The organism is Enterococcus sp. NPDC086594 (genome assembly GCF_044746145.1).
In the GTDB taxonomy this organism is placed as follows: domain Bacteria; phylum Bacillota; class Bacilli; order Lactobacillales; family Enterococcaceae; genus Enterococcus_D; species Enterococcus_D entomosocium.
The window spans coordinates 42,553-65,803 of sequence record NZ_JBIVBP010000012.1 but is presented as its reverse complement, the minus strand read 5'-3'; the positions used below and the strand labels follow the sequence as shown (position 1 = coordinate 65,803).

General features: G+C 43.3%; 20 protein-coding genes. 16 read left to right on the top strand and 4 right to left on the bottom strand.

Features of this window, described 5'->3' with window-relative positions; translation table 11 throughout:
* Positions 1–212: 212 nt before the first annotated feature.
* The 6 genes from tsaB to argS all read left to right on the top strand — a co-directional run bounded on the left by tsaB (position 213) and on the right by argS (position 6,185).
* Positions 213–938, top strand: a complete 726-nt coding sequence (gene tsaB / locus ACIPK1_RS14420; protein ID WP_144330401.1) for a tRNA (adenosine(37)-N6)-threonylcarbamoyltransferase complex dimerization subunit type 1 TsaB — start codon at positions 213–215, stop codon at positions 936–938.
* Positions 922–1,464 (top strand): ribosomal protein S18-alanine N-acetyltransferase, encoded by a 543-nt coding sequence (rimI, locus tag ACIPK1_RS14415; protein ID WP_008381099.1) that lies wholly within the window; start codon positions 922–924, stop codon positions 1,462–1,464. Before tsaB ends, rimI (ACIPK1_RS14415) begins: the two co-directional genes overlap by 17 nt.
* Complete coding sequence (gene rimI, locus ACIPK1_RS14410; protein WP_016613163.1) at positions 1,457–1,930, top strand: ribosomal protein S18-alanine N-acetyltransferase; 474 nt, start codon at positions 1,457–1,459, stop codon at positions 1,928–1,930. The genes rimI (ACIPK1_RS14415) and rimI (ACIPK1_RS14410) overlap by 8 nt, the downstream gene beginning before the upstream one ends.
* Entirely contained in the window at positions 1,923–2,942 is a 1,020-nt protein-coding gene (tsaD, locus tag ACIPK1_RS14405) for a tRNA (adenosine(37)-N6)-threonylcarbamoyltransferase complex transferase subunit TsaD (protein WP_016621244.1), read from the top strand. The genes rimI (ACIPK1_RS14410) and tsaD overlap by 8 nt, the downstream gene beginning before the upstream one ends.
* A 136-nt stretch (positions 2,943–3,078) precedes the next feature.
* Positions 3,079–4,092, top strand: a complete 1,014-nt coding sequence (gene argF / locus ACIPK1_RS14400) for an ornithine carbamoyltransferase (protein WP_400451220.1) — start codon at positions 3,079–3,081, stop codon at positions 4,090–4,092.
* Positions 4,093–4,493: 401 nt separating this feature from the next.
* A complete protein-coding gene (gene argS / locus ACIPK1_RS14395) occupies positions 4,494–6,185 on the top strand; it encodes an arginine--tRNA ligase (protein WP_005237000.1) in 1,692 nt (563 codons plus the stop codon).
* Positions 6,186–6,270: 85 nt separating this feature from the next.
* Here argS and ACIPK1_RS14390 read toward each other — a convergent pair whose 3' ends face one another.
* The gene (locus ACIPK1_RS14390) at positions 6,271–6,741 is read right to left on the bottom strand and encodes an arginine repressor (RefSeq protein ID WP_016613165.1); all 471 of its coding nucleotides are present in this window, start codon (positions 6,739–6,741) and stop codon (positions 6,271–6,273) included.
* A gap of 300 nt (positions 6,742–7,041) precedes the next feature.
* On the opposite strand from ACIPK1_RS14390, the gene rpsB reads away from it, so the two are divergent.
* The 9 genes from rpsB to ACIPK1_RS14345 all read left to right on the top strand — a co-directional run bounded on the left by rpsB (position 7,042) and on the right by ACIPK1_RS14345 (position 19,701).
* The gene (gene rpsB / locus ACIPK1_RS14385) at positions 7,042–7,830 is read left to right on the top strand and encodes a 30S ribosomal protein S2 (protein ID WP_005229426.1); all 789 of its coding nucleotides are present in this window, start codon (positions 7,042–7,044) and stop codon (positions 7,828–7,830) included.
* Positions 7,831–7,939: 109 nt separating this feature from the next.
* Entirely contained in the window at positions 7,940–8,821 is an 882-nt protein-coding gene (gene tsf / locus ACIPK1_RS14380; RefSeq protein WP_005229432.1) for a translation elongation factor Ts, read from the top strand.
* A 147-nt stretch (positions 8,822–8,968) separates the two neighbouring features.
* Positions 8,969–9,691, top strand: coding sequence for a UMP kinase (pyrH, locus tag ACIPK1_RS14375; protein WP_005229433.1), 723 nt, complete (start codon positions 8,969–8,971; stop codon positions 9,689–9,691).
* A 1-nt stretch (position 9,692) separates the two neighbouring features.
* On the top strand, positions 9,693–10,250 hold the full coding sequence (gene frr / locus ACIPK1_RS14370; protein WP_005229434.1) for a ribosome recycling factor: 558 nt from the start codon (positions 9,693–9,695) through the stop codon (positions 10,248–10,250).
* Positions 10,251–10,441: 191 nt separating this feature from the next.
* Positions 10,442–11,242 carry an isoprenyl transferase gene (locus ACIPK1_RS14365; protein ID WP_005236994.1) on the top strand — a complete coding sequence of 267 codons (801 nt, stop codon included), beginning with the start codon at positions 10,442–10,444 and terminating at the stop codon, positions 11,240–11,242.
* Positions 11,239–12,045, top strand: coding sequence for a phosphatidate cytidylyltransferase (locus tag ACIPK1_RS14360; RefSeq protein WP_005236992.1), 807 nt, complete (start codon positions 11,239–11,241; stop codon positions 12,043–12,045). The genes ACIPK1_RS14365 and ACIPK1_RS14360 overlap by 4 nt, the downstream gene beginning before the upstream one ends.
* Before the next feature lie 150 nt (positions 12,046–12,195).
* Positions 12,196–13,464 carry an RIP metalloprotease RseP gene (gene rseP / locus ACIPK1_RS14355; protein ID WP_194199421.1) on the top strand — a complete coding sequence of 423 codons (1,269 nt, stop codon included), beginning with the start codon at positions 12,196–12,198 and terminating at the stop codon, positions 13,462–13,464.
* A gap of 69 nt (positions 13,465–13,533) precedes the next feature.
* On the top strand, positions 13,534–15,243 hold the full coding sequence (locus ACIPK1_RS14350) for a proline--tRNA ligase (RefSeq protein ID WP_400451217.1): 1,710 nt from the start codon (positions 13,534–13,536) through the stop codon (positions 15,241–15,243).
* A gap of 108 nt (positions 15,244–15,351) precedes the next feature.
* A complete protein-coding gene (locus tag ACIPK1_RS14345) occupies positions 15,352–19,701 on the top strand; it encodes a PolC-type DNA polymerase III (RefSeq protein WP_005236975.1) in 4,350 nt (1,449 codons plus the stop codon).
* A 282-nt stretch (positions 19,702–19,983) separates the two neighbouring features.
* Here ACIPK1_RS14345 and ACIPK1_RS14340 read toward each other — a convergent pair whose 3' ends face one another.
* The 3 genes from ACIPK1_RS14340 to ACIPK1_RS14330 all read right to left on the bottom strand — a co-directional run bounded on the left by ACIPK1_RS14340 (position 19,984) and on the right by ACIPK1_RS14330 (position 22,364).
* Positions 19,984–20,925, bottom strand: a complete 942-nt coding sequence (locus ACIPK1_RS14340) for an AEC family transporter (RefSeq protein ID WP_061053921.1) — start codon at positions 20,923–20,925, stop codon at positions 19,984–19,986.
* Positions 20,926–21,034: 109 nt separating this feature from the next.
* The gene (gene yidC / locus ACIPK1_RS14335; protein WP_086299625.1) at positions 21,035–21,961 is read right to left on the bottom strand and encodes a membrane protein insertase YidC; all 927 of its coding nucleotides are present in this window, start codon (positions 21,959–21,961) and stop codon (positions 21,035–21,037) included.
* Between the two features lie 124 nt (positions 21,962–22,085).
* Positions 22,086–22,364 carry an acylphosphatase gene (locus ACIPK1_RS14330; RefSeq protein WP_005236969.1) on the bottom strand — a complete coding sequence of 93 codons (279 nt, stop codon included), beginning with the start codon at positions 22,362–22,364 and terminating at the stop codon, positions 22,086–22,088.
* Positions 22,365–22,459: 95 nt separating this feature from the next.
* Between ACIPK1_RS14330 and ACIPK1_RS14325 the strand changes: the two genes are divergently transcribed.
* Positions 22,460–23,221, top strand: coding sequence for an RNA methyltransferase (locus tag ACIPK1_RS14325; protein WP_008381120.1), 762 nt, complete (start codon positions 22,460–22,462; stop codon positions 23,219–23,221).
* The last annotated feature ends 30 nt before the right edge of the window (positions 23,222–23,251 follow it).

The window sequence follows — 23,251 nt, the reverse complement described above, 5'->3', positions numbered from 1 at the left end:
TGAAATAACAAAAAAATGAATATCGCCTTACCCGAACCTTTAAACAGCCCCGCTGGTTTGCAACTGCAGCCGTGCTTGCTTTTTTCAAAGGTTCGGGTATTGTTGTCCTATTGCTTTTTTTCTAAACGCAGGCATCTTTTTGGAGACTTGGTTGGGCATTTGATTAGAATATGGTAGAATATGAGAGAGTTTTTTGAATGGGGAGAAGATAGATGAAAACATTAGCGATTGATACCTCAAACCAGACACTGGCGGTTGCGGTGGTCGATGGTCAAGAAGTGTTGGGACAAAGCCAGACGATGGCGATCAAAAACCACAGCACAGCATTGATGCCTGCCATTGATGGATTGATGCAGGCGGTGGGGATGGCCCCTAAAGAGCTGGAGCAAATCGTTGTTGCGAAAGGTCCTGGCTCGTATACGGGTTTGCGCATCGGTGTCACAACAGCAAAAACGCTGGCACAAACATTGAACATCCCGCTGATTGGTGTTTCTAGTTTGAAAGCAGTCGCTGCCAATTGCGTGGGCGTATCGCAAGTGATCGTCCCGTTGTTTGACGCTCGCCGTCAAAATGTCTACGCAGGTGCCTACAAATGGCATAATGGTACCTTAGAAACAAGGATCAAAGATCAGCATATCTCACTGTCTGAGTTATTGACCCAGCTAAAAGCAGTCGATGGTCAAGAAGTCCTATTTGTCGGCGCCGATACCGTCAAATTTAAGGACATGATCGAGGCGGAACTGCCGACAGCCCATATCAATCAAGTGTCGTTATGGAATTACCCGAATGGCGTTGTTTTAGCTGCTATTGCGAAAGAAGAAGCGCCGGTGGCTTCGATCCATGATTTTGTACCGGACTACTTAAAATTAGTTGAAGCCGAAGAAAAATGGTTAGCCTCGCATGAACCGGGAGTGGATGCCTATGTTGAAAAAATTTAAAACGATGACGGGAAAGTTGGCTCTTTTCCGTCAGATTCAATATCCAGAGCGTAAAAAAGAGATACGAGGGGAAACGTATGTTGTTCGTGAATTAGTCGGTGATGACATTAAAGAGCTGCTGCAGGTGGAGCGTCTCGTGTATGCTGGGGAACTGCCTTGGACCAAGAGCGCCTTTTTGTCAGAACTTTATTCACGGGTCAAACATCTTTATTTGGGCATCTTGCATAATGAACGGATGATTGGGTTTATCGGGGTGCGGATTTTAGGCGCTGATGCCCATATCACCAATATCGCGATCATTCCTGATTATCAAGGAAAAGGGATCGGTTCTTTCTTGATAGGAGAGATGGAACGTTATGCAAGGAAAAACAAATGCGACCGTTTGACATTAGAAGTTCGCCTGGGCAATCGTGATGCGCAACGTTTGTATCGGACCCTCGGGTTTGTTTCACAGGCGATCAAAACGGCGTATTACACTGAAGGCAATGAAGACGCATTGGATATGGTGAAATTTTTAAATGACTAACGAACAAGCAGATCAAACGATCCCGACACCGCAAATGCTCTGGTCATTGGCGGATCAGAGCTATCCCTTTGGCTCGCCTTGGAATTTGCAGCAATTTCAGCAAGATTTGCAAAACAGCAACAGTCGCTATTTGTTTCGTTATGGAAAAACCAACCAAGAGCTGATTGGGTTTCTCTGTTTTCAGCAAGTGCTGGATGAAGCAGAGCTGTTTAATGTAGCGGTTTTACCAGCATATCAAGGGCATGGTTTGGCGAAAGAATTGTTGAAACAAATGGAATCGCTCGTGGAACAAACCGATGGTCGGCGGATCTATCTTGAAGTACGTGTGTCGAATTTACAAGCACAGGCCCTTTATTTGCGCATGGGCTATACGGTCATCGGTCGTAGAAAAAAATATTACAGTCATCCTGAAGAGGATGCGTTGATTATGGAAAAGAAAGTAGGCGGAAAAAAATCAAATGAATGAATTGATTTTAGCCATTGAAAGCAGTTGTGATGAAACCAGTGTGGCAGTGATTAAAAACGGCGACACCATTTTAAGTAACATTGTTGCTTCGCAGATCAAGAGCCACCAGCGCTTCGGCGGTGTCGTACCAGAAGTCGCTAGTCGTCACCATGTCGAACAGATTACTTTGTGCATCGACGAAGCATTGACCCAAGCCAACACACAACCAGAAGAATTATCAGCCGTGGCTGTCACCTATGGTCCAGGGTTGGTTGGGGCACTGTTGATTGGGCTTTCTGCAGCGAAAGCCTTTGCGTGGGCCCACAGCTTACCGCTGATTCCGGTCAATCACATGGCAGGACATATTTATGCAGCTCGCCTAGTGAAGCCATTGGTTTTTCCTTTAATGGCATTATTGGTCAGCGGCGGCCACACCGAATTGGTGTATATGGCAGAAGATGGCTCTTTTGAGATCATCGGAGAAACGAGAGATGATGCCGCTGGTGAAGCCTATGACAAAGTTGGTCGAGTTCTCGGTTTGCCTTATCCTAGTGGGAAAGAAATTGATCGCCTTGCACATCTAGGTAGTGATACGTATCACTTTCCTCGAGCAATGATGCAAGAAGATAATTTTGATTTTAGTTTCAGTGGCTTGAAGAGTTCCTTTATCAACTTTGTGCATAATGCACAGCAAAGAGAGGAAGCATTGTCAGTAGAAAATCTAGCAGCCAGTTTTCAAGCCAGCGTAGTCGAAGTATTGGTTCACAAAACAGTGCGGGCATGCCAAGCCTATCCGGTAAAACAACTGATCGTCGCTGGCGGGGTCGCCGCGAATCAAGGCTTGCGTGACGCTTTACAAAAAGCAATGCAGGAATTGCCGGAGGTAGAACTGTTGATTCCACCGTTGCGCCTTTGCGGAGATAATGCGGCCATGATTGGTGCCTATGCCCATGTTGCGTTGAAAAAGCAGCACCTAGCAGACCTTTCATTGAATGCTGATCCAAGTGTCAGCTTTGCCCATAGGATTTCTTAAGATGATTGCACCTAAGATCCGTTCTTAGGTGTTTTTTTTGTTTCATTTATGAGCAAACAGAAGATATAGTTGTATTATATTTCATTATTTGATATTCTGATGTATATTTATTAATTATTTGAGAGGCGGGTATGCAATGACATCAGTTTTTAAAGGACGCAGTTTTTTAGCAGAGAAAGATTTCACAAAAGAAGAACTGCAATATTTAATTGATTTTTCCCAGCACTTAAAAGGGATGAAAGCCAACAATCAACCACATCGCTACTTAGAAGGAAAAAATATTGCACTTTTGTTTGAAAAGAATTCGACACGGACGCGAGCAGCCTTTACGGTTGCAGCGGTGGATTTGGGGGCGCATCCGGAATTTTTAGGGGCCAATGATATTCAGTTGGGGTCTAAAGAATCCGTTGAAGATACCGCCAAAGTATTCGGCCGCATGTTTGACGGGATCGAGTTTCGCGGCTTTAGCCAACAGGTCGTCGAAGATCTGGGCAACTATTCAGGCGTGCCTGTTTGGAATGGCTTAACGGATGACTGGCACCCAACACAAATGATCGCTGACTTTTTAACCATTCAAGAAAACTTCGGTGAACTGACTGGCTTGACCATCGCATACAGTGGGGATGGGCGCAACAATGTCGCCAATTCTTTGTTAGTGACGAGTGCGATTTTAGGGGTCAATATTCATGTCGTCACCCCAAAGGCCTTGCAGCCAGAAGCAAACATTATCGAACAAGCACAAGCCTATGCTCAGCACTCTGGCGCAAAGATCCTGGTGACGGATGACGTGGATCAAGGTGTTTTAGGCGCTGATGTCGTGTATACCGATGTTTGGGTTTCAATGGGCGAAGAAGAAAAATTTCAAGAGCGGATCGAACAGTTGCTGCCTTATCAAGTAAACCAATCGTTGATGAAAAAAACGCAAAATGACCAAGTGATTTTTATGCACTGTTTACCGGCTTTTCATGATGAACAAACTATTTATGGCAAAAAAGCAGCGCAGGCGTATGGGATTTCTGAGATGGAAGTCACTGACGAGGTCTTTCGTAGCAAGTATGCTCGTCAATTTGATCAAGCCGAAAATCGTTTGCACTCAATCAAAGCGATCATGGCAGTGACTGCCGGGGATCTATTTATTCCTAAAGTATAAAAATAAAATTTTTGAAAAATGCCAGAATCTCGCTAGCCAAACAAACATTTCTTTGCTATACTTTCTGGGAAGTAAATAGCCTTGATTTGATGAAACAAGAGAAGTAGCGATTCGAGTATCAGTTAGCGAGTTCGGGGTGGTGGAAGCCGAATTGATCAGATTGTGAAACGCACTTGTGAGAATTTGCTAAGCAAACGGAATTCTGCCGTTATCAGAAAAAAGTGGGTCCGAAAAGGACAATCAGAGTGGTACCGCGGGAAATCTCGTCTCTAGTGCAAGTTATGCGCTAGAGGCTTTTTTGTTTTTATCAATCATTTCTTGCATGAAAAACATACAACTGTTTGCTTGCTTCAAACAAGGTTTCATCAAAAAATGGGTTCAGTCATTATAGGAGGGATACTATGAATAACAAAGAAATCGTCGCACAAGCGATCCATCAAGTAGTAAAAGAAGATCTATCGATCGAACAAGTTCAGCAATTACTGGAAAATCCAAAGTCAGCCGACCATGGGGATGTGGCATTCCCAGCCTTCTCGCTAGCAAAAGTCTATCGGAAAGCGCCGCAGCAAATTGCCGCAGACTTAGCAGAAAAAATCGATCAAGCGTCTTTTGAAAAAATTGAAGTGGTCGGTCCGTATTTAAACTTCTTTATGGATAAAAAAGCAATCTCTGCCCATGTCTTAGAGCTGGTTCTCAAAGAAAAAAATCATTTTGGCGATCAAACCATCGGCAATCAGCAAGCAGTACCGATCGATATGTCTTCACCAAATATTGCCAAACCCATCTCAATGGGGCATTTGCGTTCCACTGTGATTGGTAACTCGATCGGCTTTATTTTAGAAAAAATCGGTTATCAGCCAATTCGCATCAACCATTTAGGCGACTGGGGCACACAATTTGGGAAATTGATCGTTGCCTATAAGAAGTGGGGGTCAGAAGAAGCGGTCAAAGCGGAACCAATCAACGAACTATTACGTTTGTATGTTGATTTTCATGAAGCAGCCGAGACAGATAAGCAATTAGAAGATGATGCGAGAGCTTGGTTCAAGAAACTAGAAGATGGTGACCAAGAAGCAATGGATTTGTGGCAATGGTTCCGTGATGAATCATTAAAAGAATTCAATAAAATCTATGATATGTTGGAAGTTTCCTTTGATTCGTTGAATGGCGAAGCTTTCTATAATGATAAAATGACAGAAGTCGTGGAATTATTAGAAGAAAAACACTTGCTAAAAGAAGACCAAGGGGCAGAGATCGTTGATTTGGCTGCCTATGACTTAAATCCGGCGTTGATCCGTAAGTCCGATGGTGCGACCCTTTACATCACACGGGATATGGCTGCAGCGCTTTACCGCAAACGGACCTACAATTTTGCAAAATCATTGTACGTGGTAGGGAATGAACAAAGTTATCACTTCAAACAATTAAAAGCTGTTTTGAAGGAAATGGGCTTTGAGTGGGCAGATGATATGACCCACGTACCATTTGGGTTGATCACCAAAGATGGGAAAAAACTGTCTACAAGAAAAGGCAAGATTGTTCTTTTGGAAGAAGTATTGAATGAAGCGATCGATTCAGCGAAAGAACAAATCACTGAAAAGAACCCAACACTTGAAAACAAAGAAGAAGTAGCAAAACAAGTCGGTGTCGGGGCAGTCGTTTTCCACGATTTGAAAAATGACCGTTTGAATAATTTCGACTTTACGCTAGAAGAAGTCGTCCGTTTTGAAGGAGAAACCGGACCATACGTGCAATACTCTCATGCCCGTGCCATGAGCATTCTTGAAAAAGCCAACTTTGATCCCGCTGCTGTCAGCAGTCTGGCGTTGGCAGACGCTGAGAGCTGGGAAGTTATCAAATTGATTCAGCGCTACCCAGAAACGGTCATGCAAGCGGCGGAAAAATATGAACCATCCGTCATTGCCAAACATGCCATCAAGTTGGCACAAGCCTTTAACAAGTATTATGCCAATGTCAAAATCTTAGCCGAAGATACGGAAAAAGACGCACGTCTAGCTCTTGTTTATGCAGTAACTACTCTATTGAAAGAAGATTTACGGTTGCTTGGTTTACACGCACCCGACAAAATGTAACAAAAAAAGCTGTGCTTCTTGTTTCGACAAGGGCACAGCTTTTTTGTAGTGAAGAATGCAGCTAGATCCTATAGCTGTTTTTGCGCTATAAGACCGCGTGGTTTCTGATAAATTGATAAAAAGTTTCAGCGTCTTCGTCGCTGCGGGAAATCACCGCTACTGTATCAAAGCCCGCCAACGAGCAAACTTTTTCTGGCATGGTCACTTCATCGATCGCTGCCGAAAGCAAAGGCGCATTGTCCGCAACGGTATGGATCAAGGTCATGAATTGCACACGATCTACTTTAGTGACAACGTCTTCGATCATCTGTATCAAACGCTGCTCTTCTTCTTTTTCATCCTCAGAAGCTTGCATTCCTTGAAAAATGACAAACTTTGTCTGACCTGACTCATCGGGCACTTTCACGATTTTCAAATCACGAATATCGCGAGAAATAGTCGCTTGCGTGGCGGAGACGCCTTGGGCTTCCAATTGATGCAATAATTCTTCTTGCGTGCGTACAGTATGTTCAGTAATGATTTGTCTAATAAGTAAATGGCGATCAGCTTTTCGCATAGGTAAACTCCTTTAAGCATGATTGATTAAGTCAGCCTTATCATAGCAGATAACGCCGAAAAAACCTAGATATTATAAGAAAAGATTTAGAGTGTTAAAAAAAGCTGGATCGCGAATCGTAGTTTTTCATTTGAATCAGTTGCATTTCTTTTTTAGCTACTGTATACTGTTTAAGGCGTGAGTTTTTCACGTCAATCCCACATCTTGTTCCATCTGCGAAGCGGTGCTGATCGATTCAGTTCTTCAAGGAGTAAAAGAGCAAGAGAGGAAAATAAAAAACCAAATTGGAGGAAACACAACATGGCAGTAATCTCAATGAAACAATTACTAGAAGCCGGCGTACACTTTGGTCACCAAACTCGTCGCTGGAACCCAAAAATGAAGAAATATATCTTCACAGAAAGAAACGGCATCTACATCATTGATTTGCAAAAAACAGTGAAATTAGTAGACGCAGCTTACGACTACATGAAAAATGTTGCTGAAGAAGGCGGCGTTGCATTGTTCGTAGGTACTAAAAAACAAGCACAAGAAGCAATCAAAGAAGAAGCAATCCGTTCAGGTCAATACTATGTTAACCATCGTTGGTTAGGTGGAACATTGACAAACTGGGAAACAATCCAAAAACGTGTTGCTCGTTTGAAACAAATCAACAAAATGGAAGAAGATGGTACATTTGCTGTTCTTCCTAAAAAAGAAGTCGTTGGCTTGAACAAAGAGCGCGAACGTCTTGAAAAATTCTTAGGCGGTATTGCTGATATGCCAAGAATTCCAGATGTAATGTACGTTGTTGACCCACGTAAAGAACGTATCGCGATCCAAGAAGCACGCAAATTAAATATCCCGATCGTAGCGATGGTCGATACAAACTGTGATCCAGACGAAATCGATGTTGTTATCCCATCAAATGATGACGCTATTCGTGCCGTTAAATTGATCACTGCGAAAATGGCAGATGCTTTCATCGAAGGTAACCAAGGCGAAGACCAAGTAGCAGAAGAAGATTTTGCTGCTGAATCAACAGAAAACGCAACTTCAATCGAAGAAATCGTTGATGTTGTCGAAGGCGACAACGCATCAGCTGAATAATAAATGATGGAGCTGTTTCAAAGGCTAGGCGCCAAGCCTCACTCTCCTTTGAAACAGCTTTTTTTAAAGACAAGCAATCTTGTTTAAAAACATTTAGGAGGAAACAAAAATGGCAGAAGTAACAGCTAAATTAGTAAAAGAATTACGCGATATGACTGGTGTAGGAATGATGGACGCAAAACGTGCATTAGTTGAAGTAGAAGGCGACATCGAAAAAGCCGTTGACTTATTACGTGAAAAAGGTATGGCAAAAGCTGCGAAGAAAAACGACCGTATTGCTGCTGAAGGTTTAGCATCTGTAGCAATCAACGGCAACACAGCAGCAATCGTTGAAGTGAACTCAGAAACTGACTTCGTTTCTAAAAACGAAATGTTCCAAGACTTAGTAAAAGAAATCGCTGAAGTAATCGCAGCGAACAAACCAGCTGATATGGATGCTGCTTTAAAATTAGAAACCTCTAAAGGCACAATGGATGCTGCGTTGATCGAAGCAACACAAGTAATCGGAGAAAAAATCAGCTTCCGTCGTTTTGAAGTTGTTGAAAAAGATGACAATGCTGCTTTCGGCGGTTACCTACACATGGGCGGACGTATTGCGGTGTTGACTGTTCTTGAAGGAACAACTGACGAATCAGTTGCGAAAGATGTTGCAATGCACGTTGCAGCGATCAACCCTCGCTACGTGAACGAAGCACAAATCTCTCAAGAAGAATTGGATCATGAAAAACAAGTCTTGACAGAACAAGCATTGAACGAAGGCAAACCAGCGAACATCGTTGAAAAAATGGTTGAAGGACGCTTGAAGAAATTTAAAGCAGAAATCGCTTTGGTTGACCAGCCATTCGTTAAAGACCCAGATATGACAGTTGAAAAATATGTTGCATCAAAAGGCGCAACTGTGAAATCTTTTGTCCGCTTTGAAGTCGGCGAAGGTATCGAAAAACGCGAAGACAACTTCGTTGAAGAAGTAATGAGCCAAGTGAAAAAATAATTCTGTTCCTCGAACAGATGGGAACGCATGGAAGTGCGCTCCCTTTTTTTAAGCAAAAACGGTTTTTGAAGAAATAGTGTAGATAATTTTCAACGAAAGAGCACCAATATGCTACAATAGTATTGGAGAATGTACGGAGGAATCATGATGGGCAAACCAAAATATCAACGTGTTGTATTAAAATTAAGTGGTGAAGCATTAGCGGGTGACGAAGGCTTTGGGATCAAACCACCGACCATCCAGGAGATCGTTAAAGAGATCAAGGAAGTCCACGAATTAGGTGTACAGATGGCGATCGTGGTCGGCGGCGGAAACATTTGGCGTGGACAAATCGGTGCGCAAATGGGGATGGAAAGAGCCCAAGCTGATTACATGGGCATGCTAGCGACTGTGATGAATGCTTTAGCATTACAAGATACACTAGAAAACGCTGGTGTACCAACGCGTGTCCAAACTTCAATCGAGATGCGTCAAATCGCTGAGCCTTATATTCGTCGTAGAGCAGAACGCCACTTAGAAAAAGGACGGGTCGTCATTTTTGCTGGCGGAACCGGGAATCCTTATTTCTCAACTGATACGACCGCAGCCTTACGGGCAGCTGAAATCAACGCCGATGTCATTTTGATGGCAAAAAACAATGTTGATGGCGTCTACTCAGCAGATCCTAAAACGGATCAAAGTGCTGTGAAATTTGAAGAATTGACTCATTTAGAAGTCATTTCCAAAGGATTGCAAGTAATGGATTCAACCGCAAGTTCATTAAGTATGGACAACGATATTCCATTAGTCGTATTCAACTTGAATGAGCATGGAAACATTCGCCGCGCCATTTTAGGTGAACATATTGGAACGACAGTAAGGGGGAAATAACATGGCTGACAAAATTTTAACAGAAGCAAAAGACAAAATGAAAAAAGCAGCAGAAAACTTGCAGCGGGAACTAGGACAAATCCGTGCTGGCCGCGCGAACGCGAGCATCTTAGACCGCGTAATGGTTACTTACTATGGTGTACCAACACCCTTGAACCAAATGGCTTCAATTACGATTCCAGAAGCAAGAATTTTGATGATCACACCTTTTGACAAAACAATGATCCAAGAAGTTGAAAAAGCCATTATGCAAAGTGATATTGGTATCACGCCTGCCAATGACGGAACAGTGATTCGTTTGGTGATTCCTCAATTAACGGAAGAACGCCGTAAAGAATTAGCAAAAGACGTGAAAAAAGAAGCTGAAAATGCGAAAATCGCCGTCCGTAACATTCGTCGGGATGCCATGGAAGCTTACAAGAAACAAGAAAAAGCTGGCGACATCACAGAAGATGATTTGCGGGAATCTGAAAAAGAAGTGCAGACTGCTACAGATAACAGCATCAAAGAAATCGATGCCATCGCAGCTGAAAAAGAACAAGAATTACTTGAAGTTTAAAAGGAATGACGAAGAGTCGCTTCAGCGGCTCTTTTTTTATGGGCGAAACTAGCTCATGTACTTGAATATGACAGCTGTTTTTTTGTTTTTTCTTAATATGGAAATCTTTTCTTGGTTTTCATAGGCAAGAAATCTGATTATTGTTATAATGTAAAAGATGAATTTCAAGAATTGGAAGAGGAGCGAATACGATGCTGCGTTTTTTTCCACAAAAAGACAAATATATCAAAGAAGCGGCTGAACATGAATTTGATCCATCACTGCCGATTCCCCAACACATCGCGATCATTATGGATGGTAACGGCAGATGGGCGCAAAATCGGCGCTTGCCAAGAGTAGCTGGCCACAAAGAAGGCATGGAGACGGTAAAGAAAATCACGAAACACGCTTCACACTTAGGTGTGAAGGTATTGACGCTTTATGCATTTTCGACAGAGAATTGGAAACGGCCGAACGAGGAAGTAGACTTTTTGATGCAACTACCAGTCGACTTTTTCGACACCTTTGTTCCTGAGCTAATCAAAGAAAATGTTCAAGTCAAAGTGATGGGGTTCACGGATTCTTTACCCCTACACACGCAAGAAGCGGTCAAGCGAGCGATCGACCAAACCAAAGACAATACGGGAATGATCTTGAATTTTGCTTTGAATTATGGCAGCCGCGCAGAAATTTTGACAGCTGTCCAAGCGCTTTATGAAGAACTCTCGGCTTCCGGCGAAGCCCTACCAGAGCTCACGGAAGACATGCTGGGGACGCATTTGATGACTGGTTTTTTACCAAGCCCTTTGCGGGATCCTGAATTGGTGATTCGAACGAGTGGTGAGGAACGTGTCAGTAATTTCTTGTTATGGCAGATTGCATACAGCGAGTTATTCTTTACGAAGGCGCTCTGGCCTGATTTCGATGCTGCGTTATTAGAGGACGCGATTGGGAGCTTTCAACAACGAAACCGGCGTTTTGGCGGTTTGAAAACAGAGGAGGAAGAAGAGTGAGACAACGTGTAATCACTGCGGTCGTCGCATTAGCCTTTTTCCTGCCAATTATTTATGTTGGCGGTATTGCCGTCGAATTGCTGGCAGCAGCAATGGCAGGAATTGGTGTTTATGAATTATTTCGGATGAAAGGACTAGCTATTTTCAGTTTTGAAGGAATTCTTTCAATCCTCGGAGCGGTGATCTTAGTTTTGCCTCAAGAACGCTGGTTTTTCTTTTTGCCAGAGGGGACAGATAAAAGTGCCTTGTACTATCTGATCGTTCTTTTGTTACTAGGGATCGCGGTTATTTCGAAAAATACGTATACCATCGATGAAGCTGGGTTTCCGGTGATCGTTAGCTTATATACCGGTGTCGGGTTTGAACGTTTCTTGACGGCACGGTCAGCAACGGATGGATTAGTTGTTTTAGTTTTCGGGCTGTTTATCGTGTGGGCAACGGATATTGGGGCTTACATGGTGGGACGGCGTTACGGCCAACGAAAATTATGGCCGGAGATTTCTCCTAATAAAACCATCGAAGGGGCCCTAGGCGGGATTGCTGCTGCGGTGGTCGTAGCTGGTTTGTATCTATTAGCATTTCCTGGGAAAGATTATTTTGGACACGGTAGTGCCATCATGATTTTATTGACGGTCCTCTTTTCGATCGCTGGGCAATTTGGTGATTTAGTGGAATCCGCGATCAAACGTCACTATGGCGTGAAGGATTCAGGGAATATCCTGCCAGGTCACGGAGGAATCTTAGATCGCTTCGACAGCATGTTGTTTGTGTTTCCAATCATGTATTTATTCGGTGTCTTTTAGAAAATTTTTAAGAAGTGCAGGCTTGGCTTGCGCTTCTTTTTTTAAATTCTTGTTACAACGGGAATGTGAGTTCCTCAACGGGAACCGGTGTGATAAAATAAGGAAAGGCTGCCCTGAATGAGAGGGATGCTGTGAAAGAGAGGAACGAGCATGAAAACGATACTTGTATTTATCATTATCTTTTCCGTGGTGGTAGTGATTCACGAATTTGGACACTACTTCTTTGCAAAACGGGCAGGTATTTTAGTAAGAGAGTTTGCCATCGGTATGGGGCCTAAATTGTTCGCGCATCAAGCGAAAGATGGGACGACCTACACGATTCGGATGCTGCCATTAGGCGGGTATGTCCAAATGGCAGGCTGGGGCGAAGATGAGACTGAATTAACGCCTGGCATGCCAGTCTCCTTGGTTCAAGATGCAACTGGCAGAGTCATCAAAATCAATACAAGCAAAAAGATCCAATTGCCGCAAGCGATCCCCATGGAAGTGACCGACTTTGACTTGGAGGAGAAGTTGACGATCACTGGCTTCATCAACGGCAATGAACAAGAAGCGGTTACGTACGCTGTGGATCATGACGCAACGATCATTCATGAAGATGGCGTTGAAGTTCGGATCGCACCAAAAGACGTTCAATTCCAGTCTGCAAAGCTGTGGCAACGAATGCTGACGAATTTTGCAGGACCGATGAATAACTTTATTTTATCCTTGGTTTTATTCACTGGGTTGGTGTTTGCGCAAGGTGGTGTCGCGAATCAAGATGCAACCGTCGTGACAGGAATCGAAGCAGGAACCCCGGCTGCTGAAGCCGGGCTGCAAAATGGCGACGAAATCCTAGCAGTTGAAGGCGTCGATGTTTCCAACTGGTCAGAATTGACGACAGAGATCCAAAAGTACCCAGCTACTCAGATTACTCTAGAAGTCAAACGAGGAGCGGAAACACTTGATTTGACAGCAACTCCTGCGAGTCAAGAATCAGGGGAGACCACGATCGGTTTCTTAGGGATCACGGCTTCGTTAAAAACTGGGATCGGAGACATCTTACTGGGTGGCTTACAAACGACCATTGACAATTCGCTGGTTATTTTTAGAGCAGTCGGCAACTTGATCGCCCAACCAGATATCAATAAATTGGGCGGACCGGTAGCGATTTTCCAACTGTCTTCTCAAGCCGCATCGCAAGGTGTCACAACGGTGATCGCCATGATGGCGATGATTTCCATCAATTTGGGGATCTTTAATTTATTGCCGATTCCTGGATTAGATGGTGGGAAACTGGTTTTAAATATTTTAGAAGGTGTGCGAGGCAAGCCAATCAGTCAAGAAAAAGAAGGCATCATTACCCTGATTGGGTTTGGGTTTTTGATGCTGCTGATGGTTCTCGTTACCTGGAATGATATCCAACGTTTCTTCTTTTAAAAATAAGACGCACAAGCAAATCAATTGTTGATCGGGTGAACATGATTTTTTGTAGCAAAGGAGAAAAAAATGAAACAGTCAAAATGTTTGATTCCGACATTGAGGGAAACCCCCAGCGATGCGGAGACGTTAAGTCATCAACTGTTAGTTAGGGCAGGGTATATTCGACAAGTGGCGGCAGGCATCTATGTCTACTTGCCATTAGCTCAAAGGGTGTTAGAAAAGATCAAACGGGTCATTCGTGAGGAGCTGGCAGAAATCGATGCTGTGGAGATGGCGATGCCTTCTTTGCTTCCGTATGAACCATGGAAGGAGTCTGGACGGGCCTCATTGTATGGTGAGTCTTTGTATCGGTTGACGGATCGAAACGAACGAGAGATCGTTTTAGGGCCCACTCACGAAGAGCCGTTCACGACATTGATCAAAAACGAGATCACGTCTTATAAGCGGCTGCCTTTGAGCTTATATCAGATCCAAACGAAATATCGGGACGAACAGCGGCCGCGTTTTGGATTGATTCGCAGCCGTGAATTTATCATGCAAGATGGCTATTCTTTTCACGCCGATGAAGCCAGCTTAGATCAAACCTATAATCGCTACGAAATGGCTTACCATGCCATATTGAAACGCTGTGGGATCGAGTATCGGGCAGTGGTCGGGGATAATGGCTTGATGGGTGGCCGAGATTCAAAAGAGTTTTTGGCATTGTCTGGAATCGGCGAAGAGCTGATCTGTTATTCGACTGAAAGCGACTATGTCGCCAATTGGAAACTAGCAACTAGTCAGTATATCGCTAAAAAATCTCATGAGACCTACTTAGAGTTACAAAAAGTCGTTCATAAAGAATCATTATCGTTAGAGGAACTGGCGAAAACATACGATACGGATTTGCAAAAAATCGTTCAAGTATTTTTGCTGCTCGTTGACGAGCAAGTCATTATGGTATTGCTTCGAGGTGATCACAGTCTCAATGAAACAAAAATCAAGCATTTTTTAGCGGCTGATCAAGTGAAGGTCCTGACTGCTGAAGAAGCCGAGTCCTATCTGACCAGTGACACACAACTTCGCAGCCCCATTGAGCTTGCTGATTCGATCCAATTGTATGCGGATCAGCATGTCCAAGATATGGCGAATCTGATCGTCCCAGCGGCAGAAAAACAGAGCTATTTTCTCAATGCAAATGTAGGCCGTGATTTTCAACCACTAGCCTTTGCCGATTTTCGCTTGGTTCAAGAAGGCGATCCTTCCCCAGATGGAAAAGGAACCTTAACCTTTACGCGAGGAATCGAAGTTGGGCATATCTTCAAGTTAGGAACCAAGTACAGCGAGGCCCAAGAAGCGACGGTTGTCGATGAAAATGGCGATGAACAACCAATCATCATGGGCTGTTATGGTCTGGGCGTTTCTCGGCTGCTTTCAACAATCGTCGAACAATACGGCAATGAGTTTGGGATCGATTGGCCCCAAGAAATTGCCCCATTTGATGTGCATATCATCCAAACGTCGATTGAAGATAGCTATCAAAATGCCTTAAGTGAAGAAGTAGAAGAAATGATGAACCAAGTCGGCTATCAAGTATTGGTGGATGACCGCAATGAACGTGCAGGGGTCAAATTTGCAGATGCCGATTTGATTGGTTGTCCGATTCGCTTGACCATCGGTAAAAAAGCCGTAGAAGGCATCGTGGAGATCAAAATCAAGCATACTGGCGCAACCGTTGAAGTGAGGAAAGAAGAAGTCGCTTCGACCTTGACGATTTTATTAGCCAACCAAGAATAAATCGGAACAAATGGTAGATCGAGAGAGGAAATCCTTTCTCGATTTTTTAATGAAAGTGAAGACAAAAAGAGGTATACTAGTGAGTACTGAGAAAAGGAGGATCTTCAATTGTCAAAAGAAAGAGAGACCTTTGAGATATTATTAGACCAAATTGCAGCTGCCCCAAATCTTCGGCAGCATCCGTTGATGCAGACTGCCCAAATCAGACAAGTAACCGTGCATCGACAATCAAAAGCGTGGACGTTTTATTTCCAATTTGAACGTTTATTACCGGTGATGGTGTATCAATCCTTTAAACAACACATTGAACTAGCGTTTAAAGAGATCGCGGAAGTTCGCATTGTCATTGAAGCTCAAGATGGTTCCTTCGATGAGCAGTTCATTCAAGAATACTGGCCATTAGCGTTAGCCAATCAAAATTGTGATCGGCCGTTAGTTCATCAAGTGATTAAAAATCAAATGCCTATGATTCAAGAGAACAAAGTGATTTTACCCGTCAACAATGATGCGGTCATCACGATTTTGCAGCAACAGTACTTACCGATCATTGAGGAAAATTATGGGACTTTCGGGTTTCAAAAATTTCGGATCTTGCCGCAGCTAGACAAAGAACAGGCTGAGGCAGCCTTGAAAGAACTTGAAGCACGAAAAGAAGAACAAACGGCAGCCTTCCAATTGCAAGCCGCTGAGAACTTAATGGCCCACGAGCAACGCAAAAAAGAAGTCAAAACAGTCGAATTTGACGGACCAATTGCCTTGGGACGTAATATTCCTGCCGATGAACCTGTGACACCGATGATCAATATCATTGAGGAAGAACGCAGAGTTACGATCCAAGGGTATGTCTTTGATAAAGAAGTTCGAGAATTGCGTTCAAAACGGAAGATTTTGATTTTGAAAATCACCGACTATACGTCGTCGTTTAGTGTGAAAAAATTCTCCAATAATGAAAAAGATGAACAAGTCTTTGATGCCATTGCGAAAGGTAGTTGGGTCAAAGTGCGTGGTAGTGTTCAAGAAGATACTTTTATGCGAGATCTCGTTATGAATGCACAAGATTTGCTGGAAGTCAAACACGAGGCCCGCAAAGATTATGCACCTGAAGGCGAAAAACGGGTCGAACTTCACCTGCATTCAAATATGAGTACGATGGATGCAACCAACAATGTGGCAGACTTTGTCGCTCAAGCTGGCAAGTGGGGCCATAAGGCGATTGCGATCACCGATCATGGTGGCGCACAAGGGTTTCCTGATGCCCATCACGCCGGAGAAAAAGCCGGGGTAAAAATTCTTTACGGTGTGGAAGCCAATATCGTGGATGACGGGGTAGCGGTTGCCTATAATCCGAAGCCTGTCCCACTGACTGATGCCACTTATATCGTGTTTGACGTGGAGACCACCGGATTGTCTGCAGTGTACGACACCATCATTGAATTGGCCGCTGTGCGGATGCATAAAGGCAACGTGGAAGGCTCCTTTGATGAATTCATCGATCCTGGCCATCCTTTATCACGAACGACCGTAGAATTGACGGGGATCACCGATGAAATGGTTCGGGGGTCAAAATCGGAAGAAGAAGTCTTACGTTTGTTCCGTGAGTTTTCTGAAGGAGCCATTCTAGTTGCCCACAATGCGTCATTTGATATGGGCTTCTTAAATACAAGTTATCGAAAATACGGTATTCCAGAAGCAGAAAATCCCGTCATTGATACATTGGAACTCGCTCGTTATTTGTATCCAGAGTTTAAGCGATTCGGTTTAGGTGTCCTTTCCAAAAAATTCGGCGTTAGTTTGGAGCAACATCACCGAGCGATCTACGATGCCGAGGCAACCGGTCATTTAGCGTGGATCTTTGTCAAAGAAGCGATGGAAAAACATGACATGCTGCTGCACGAAGATTTGAACCGACACGTTGGGGGCGAGAACTCCTATAAAGCAGCTCGGCCTTTCCATGCCACGATCTTAGCCCGAACACAGGCGGGATTGAAGAATTTATTCAAGCTGATCTCGATGTCGAATGTGAAGTACTTCCATGATAAAGTCCCGCGGATCCCGCGCTCAGAATTGGTGAAATTGCGGGAAGGATTGTTAGTCGGAACCGCTTGTGATAAAGGGGAAGTCTTTGTCGCAATGATGCAAAAAGGGGTTGATGCAGCGCGGGAACTTGCTAAGTTTTATGACTATATCGAAGTCATGCCCAAAGCAGTTTATGCCCATCTCCTAGAAACGGAGCTCGTGAAAAGCGAAAAAGACCTAGAAGACATTATTCGGAATTTGATCCAAATGGGTGAAGAGTTAGGAAAAATCGTTGTTGCTACTGGGAATGCCCACTACCTGAACGAAGAAGATGCCATTTATCGTAAGGTCTTGATCAATTCGATGGGGGGCGCCAATCCCTTGAATCGACATAGTTTACCGGATGTACACTTCCGAACAACCGATGAGATGCTGACCGCTTTTCAGTTTTTAGGTCCGGAAGTAGCGAAAGAAATTGTGGTGACGAACCCAAATAAAATCGCTGATCTCTGTGAAAAAGTCATTCCGGTAAAAGATGATCTGTATACACCAAAGATTCCCGGATCTGAACAAGAGATCACCGACTTGAGTTACAACCGTGCCAAAGAGCTATACGGTGATCCATTACCAGAAATTGTGGAAAAACGTTTGAAAAAAGAGCTTGATTCGATCATTGGGAATGGGTTTTCCGTGATCTATTTGATCTCACAAAAACTGGTTCATAAAAGCAATCAAGACGGCTACTTAGTAGGGTCACGGGGATCAGTCGGTTCTAGTTTCGTAGCAACGATGACTGGGATCACTGAGGTCAATCCATTAGCCCCTCATTATTATTGTCCCGATTGCCAGTATTCTGAGTTTTACGAAGACGGCTCGTATGGTTCTGGTTATGATATGCCAGAGAAAAAATGTCCAAAATGCGGCACACGTCTGAACAAAGATGGCCATGATATTCCTTTTGAAACCTTCCTTGGTTTCCATGGCGATAAAGTCCCCGATATCGATTTGAACTTCTCTGGGGAATATCAGCCAGAGGCCCATAACTATACGAAAGTGCTCTTCGGCGAAGAATATGTCTATCGTGCCGGAACGATCGGTACAGTAGCCGATAAAACAGCCTTCGGTTTCGTAAAAGGCTTTGAGCGCGATCATAATCTCCATTATCGAGCAGCTGAAGTCGATCGATTGGCTAAGGGTGCAACTGGCGTCAAACGGACAACTGGTCAGCATCCGGGGGGAATCATCGTTATTCCAGACTATATGGATGTCTATGATTTCACGCCGATTCAATACCCAGCAGATGATCAAAATTCAGAATGGAAAACGACCCACTTTGATTTCCATTCCATTCATGACAATATTTTAAAACTGGATATCCTGGGACACGATGACCCAACGGTGATTCGGATGCTGCAGGATTTATCAGGAATCGATCCTAAAACGATCCCCACGGATGATCCGGAAGTGATGCGTATTTTTGGTGGTACGGACGTGCTAGGTGTGACTGAAGAGCAGATCTACTCCAAAACAGGTACATTAGGCATCCCAGAATTTGGGACCCGATTTGTGCGGGGGATGTTGGATCAAACCCATCCATCGACGTTTGCAGAGCTCTTGCAGATCTCTGGTCTTTCCCATGGTACCGATGTATGGTTGGGTAATGCCGAAGAACTGATTCGTCGCGGAGATGCCAGTCTAGCAGAAGTAATCGGCTGTCGGGATGATATCATGGTGTATTTGATCCATGCTGGCTTAGATGACGGGATGGCCTTTAAAATCATGGAGACGGTTCGTAAAGGGCAATGGAACAAGATCCCTGACGACTTGCGGGACACTTACTTGCAAGCGATGCGGGAGAACAATGTCCCTGAATGGTATATCGATTCTTGTTCGAAGATCAAGTACATGTTCCCGAAAGCCCATGCGGCGGCGTATGTTTTGATGGCGTTGCGGGTGGCTTACTTTAAAGTGTACTTCCCAATTCTCTATTACTGTGCTTATTTCTCTGTCCGGGCGGATGATTTTGATTTGATTGCCATGTCAAAAGGAAAAGACGCCGTAAAAGAACGGATGCAAGAAATCACTGACAAAGGATTGGATGCGTCAACGAAAGAAAAGAATCTGTTAACCGTTCTGGAGTTAGCCAATGAAATGTTAGAGCGCGGTTATGAATTTGGGATGATCGATCTGTATAAATCGGATGCGGAAAACTTCGTGATCGACGGAAAAAAATTGATCGCACCATTTCGAGCAGTACCGAGTTTGGGACTAAACGTAGCGAAACAAATCGTGGAAGCACGGAAAAATGGTCCTTTCTTATCGAAAGAAGATCTCGCCAATCGCGGGAAAGTTTCTAAGACTTTGATTGAATACATGACGGATAACGGTGTTCTAAAAGATTTACCTGATGAAAATCAGTTGTCGTTGTTTGATATGTTGTAAACCACCGGCTGTTCACTTAAGATAAAAAAAAGCACATCATCATAATGGCTAGTATAGCTAGTTTCTGCATGATGTGCTTTTTTGTCTTGTTTGTGAAATCGATCTAAGCAGCCACAATCTGACGAAAATCAGAAAGATCGTGGTCTATTGTGGGAAATCATAGGGGCCAGCCTTGGTAGCGAATCAATCGAACCTTTACCATACAAAGAGGAGAAAAATACTCGTTACCGAAAGAAGCGAATGCCTTTGGTAACGAGTATTTTTCGACAAAGTTTTAAATAGCTAAAAAAAGAAAAAAAGCAAAACAGGCAAATACACCATGTACAGTAAGACGGAATAGCCTAGACATGAAGTTGCAAATTCTTCATCCCCTTGGTAGTTTCGTACAAGGATCGGGACAGAGTTTTGGACGGGCATAGAGGCTTGAATAATAAACACAGAAAGCATCAATTCAGGAACAGGGATGATTCTGCTTAACAGCCACACAACGAGGGGCGAAAGAACGAAACGACCAAACAAAACACCGACAATGTCTTTCGTCATTCGCAAATTTTTGAGTCCCCCAAAGTAGACGATGATTCCGATAATAAACATTGATAAGGGTGTCGTCAAATCTGCTAGATAGCTTCCAAGGCCATCAACAAATGAGGGCAGCGGTAAGGTGAATAGCATCCAGATTAAACCGATGATGAAACCAATCAAGGCTGGTGAAAAAATCTTTTTTAGCATGACCAATGGATGAAAGGAAATCCGGGCTTCACCAAAATCAGGATTGTCTTTTGCTAACTCAAAAATACCGATGGTCCAAAATAATGTCGTATTTACAATATAGTACAACAACACATAAGGAACGGCTTTTTCACCAAAAATAGCTAAATTGATCGGTAAGCCGATGAAGATCGTATTGGAAAAGGTAAACATGGCGGAAAATGCGCCTTGGTGTTTGGCTTCAATTTGCGCGAAACGTCGCCATAAATAACCAGCGAAGTAAGTGATCATCATGGAAAGTAATGGGATGATCATCCCCGAAACCAATGAAAGAAATTCATCTTTCGTAAAATTTTTAATAATCGTTAAAAACATATTGGCTGGTAATGAGACATTTAATACCAATTTTGAAAACGTATCGGCGGTTCGATTAGAAAACCATTGTTTGTAAGACAACCAATAACCGATAAACATGAGACTGAAAATGACAAAAATATTGATATATGCTTGAAACATGTGCTCACCTCTCATTTACTATAGCGAAAGGCAGAAGAAGAAGCAACTGATTCCCATTTGAAAACAACAAAAAACCAAACCACTCATTGAGCGATTTGGTCAAGAATTACTAACGTTGCTGCTTGCCTGCGTTACGACCTTTTCCACTAGGCTTTGTCGTGTTCAACGCTTTTTTGACAGCTTCTGTTTTTTCAGGAGTTACATCTTTGCGAGGCGTAACCACCGTTTTTGGCGGATTGGCTTTCATTTCTGCTTCGACTTGGGCACGAATTTTTGGTTTCATGATGACATTCGTGATAAATGTTTGGATACAACTGAAGACCCCACCGACTACCCAATAAAGCGTCACACCAGCTGGTGCACTCATTGACATGAAAACGATCATCAATGGAGAAACGATCAACATGGTTTTCATCGTTTTTTTCTGTTCTTCCGGAATCCCAATGGTTGAGATGTATCCTTGTGCCAGGTAGGAAATACCAGCAATCGCCACAAAGAGGATGCTGGGGTCACCTAATGATACGCCAAAGAACTCAGAGTTTTGGATTCCTTGTGTGTAACGGGCGGTGAAGTAGAGGGCAGAGAAGATCGGCATCTGAATCAGTAAAGGCAAACAACCGATACCGCCAAACATACTGACGTTGTTTTCAGAATAGATTTTTTGCATCTCCGCTTGCGCTTGCATTTGTTCTTCCCGAGTGGTTGCTTTCTTCAAATTGGCTTGTGCAATATCCACTTGAGGTTTCAGAAACTGCATTTTTTCACTTTGAATCATCGTTTTTCGAGACTGATGGATCCCTAATGGTAAGATAATGACGCGGACAACGATCGTTACGGCGATGATCGCCCAGCCGTAAGACCAGTTGAAGTTTTCAACGAGCATCGTGATCATATCACCTAAAGGTTTCACCAAAAAGCGATAAATCATTCCTGTTTCTTTCGGCGTACCATCAGCATTGGTACTGACACAGCCTGATAATGCTAATAACAGGCCAAATAATCCTGATGAAAGCAGCCATTTATTCATTTTAGACATTCTATTCTTCCTCTTCACAATAAATTTAGACAAAAATAACTATACTAAAAAAGACCGACTATTTCAATGTACAAAGAGAAATTCATTGAAAAATCAATCTTTCGACTTAGAAAACATTCAATTATCAATAATAGACTACATCAAAGCTAGTACGTTCTTTAATGGTATCGTCTGGTTGGATGTCGATTTGGTTCACTTTTCCAGCGGGAGAAGGAGAATCTTTCACTCCGGCAACAAAGGCATCGATGATTTTTTCATCTCCCATTGCTTCAATCGAAACAGAACCATCTGCCTCATTTTTTACAGATCCTGTGACCCCTAACTGATCGGCAAGCATTTTCGTGGTATAACGAAAGCCGACACCTTGGACACGCCCTTGAACATGGATTCGTAGTTTCTTCATGGACAATCCCTCCTCTGCTTATAATGATAGCGTTTTTTCAGTAAAAGAACAAGTTAGATCGATTGACTCATGCTATAATAAATCGAGGTGACCACATGAAAGAAATTCAATCGAAAAAAAATACCTTTATCAAGGAAATCAAAAAACTAACACAAAAAAAACACCGTACACAGACCAATACGTATTTGATCGATGGCTGGCATTTAGTGCAAGAAGCGCTGCAGGCCAAAGTACCTATCAAAGCGTTGTTGGTGACACCGCGAGGGTTAAGCGAAGCCAACGGGCAGCTCGATGATTATCAGGAAGAAAGCTATTTGATCACAGAGGAGATCGCAGCGATGCTTTCTGATTTACCAACACCACAAGGAATTTTTGCCGTGGTGGAAAAGCAAGAGCAAAACTTACAGACACTGACGGGTAATTGGTTGATTTTAGATAATGTGCAAGATCCCGGGAACGTTGGTACCATGATTCGAACAGCGGATGCTGCTGGATTTAGCGGGGTGTTTCTCGGCGAAGGAACAGCAGATCTTTACAGCACAAAAGTCTTACGCAGCATGCAAGGAAGCAACTATCATTTGCCGATTTTAGAAGGAGCGATCCCGCCATTTCTAAAGCAGCTACGCTCAGCTGGCGTGACGATTTATGGCACCGAATTAAATAAAGAAGCCGTTCCTTATACCGAGCTTCCTAAAGAACAAACAACTGCCTTCATTTTAGGTAACGAGGGACAAGGGGTTCACCCAGAACTGTTGGCTTTGACTGACAAAAATGTGTATATTCCCCTCTATGGTCAGGCGGAATCATTGAACGTCGCCATTGCAGCCGGAATTTTGATGTATTTTTCTGTCAGATAGATTTTTAAGGAACTGTTAAACTATTTGAAT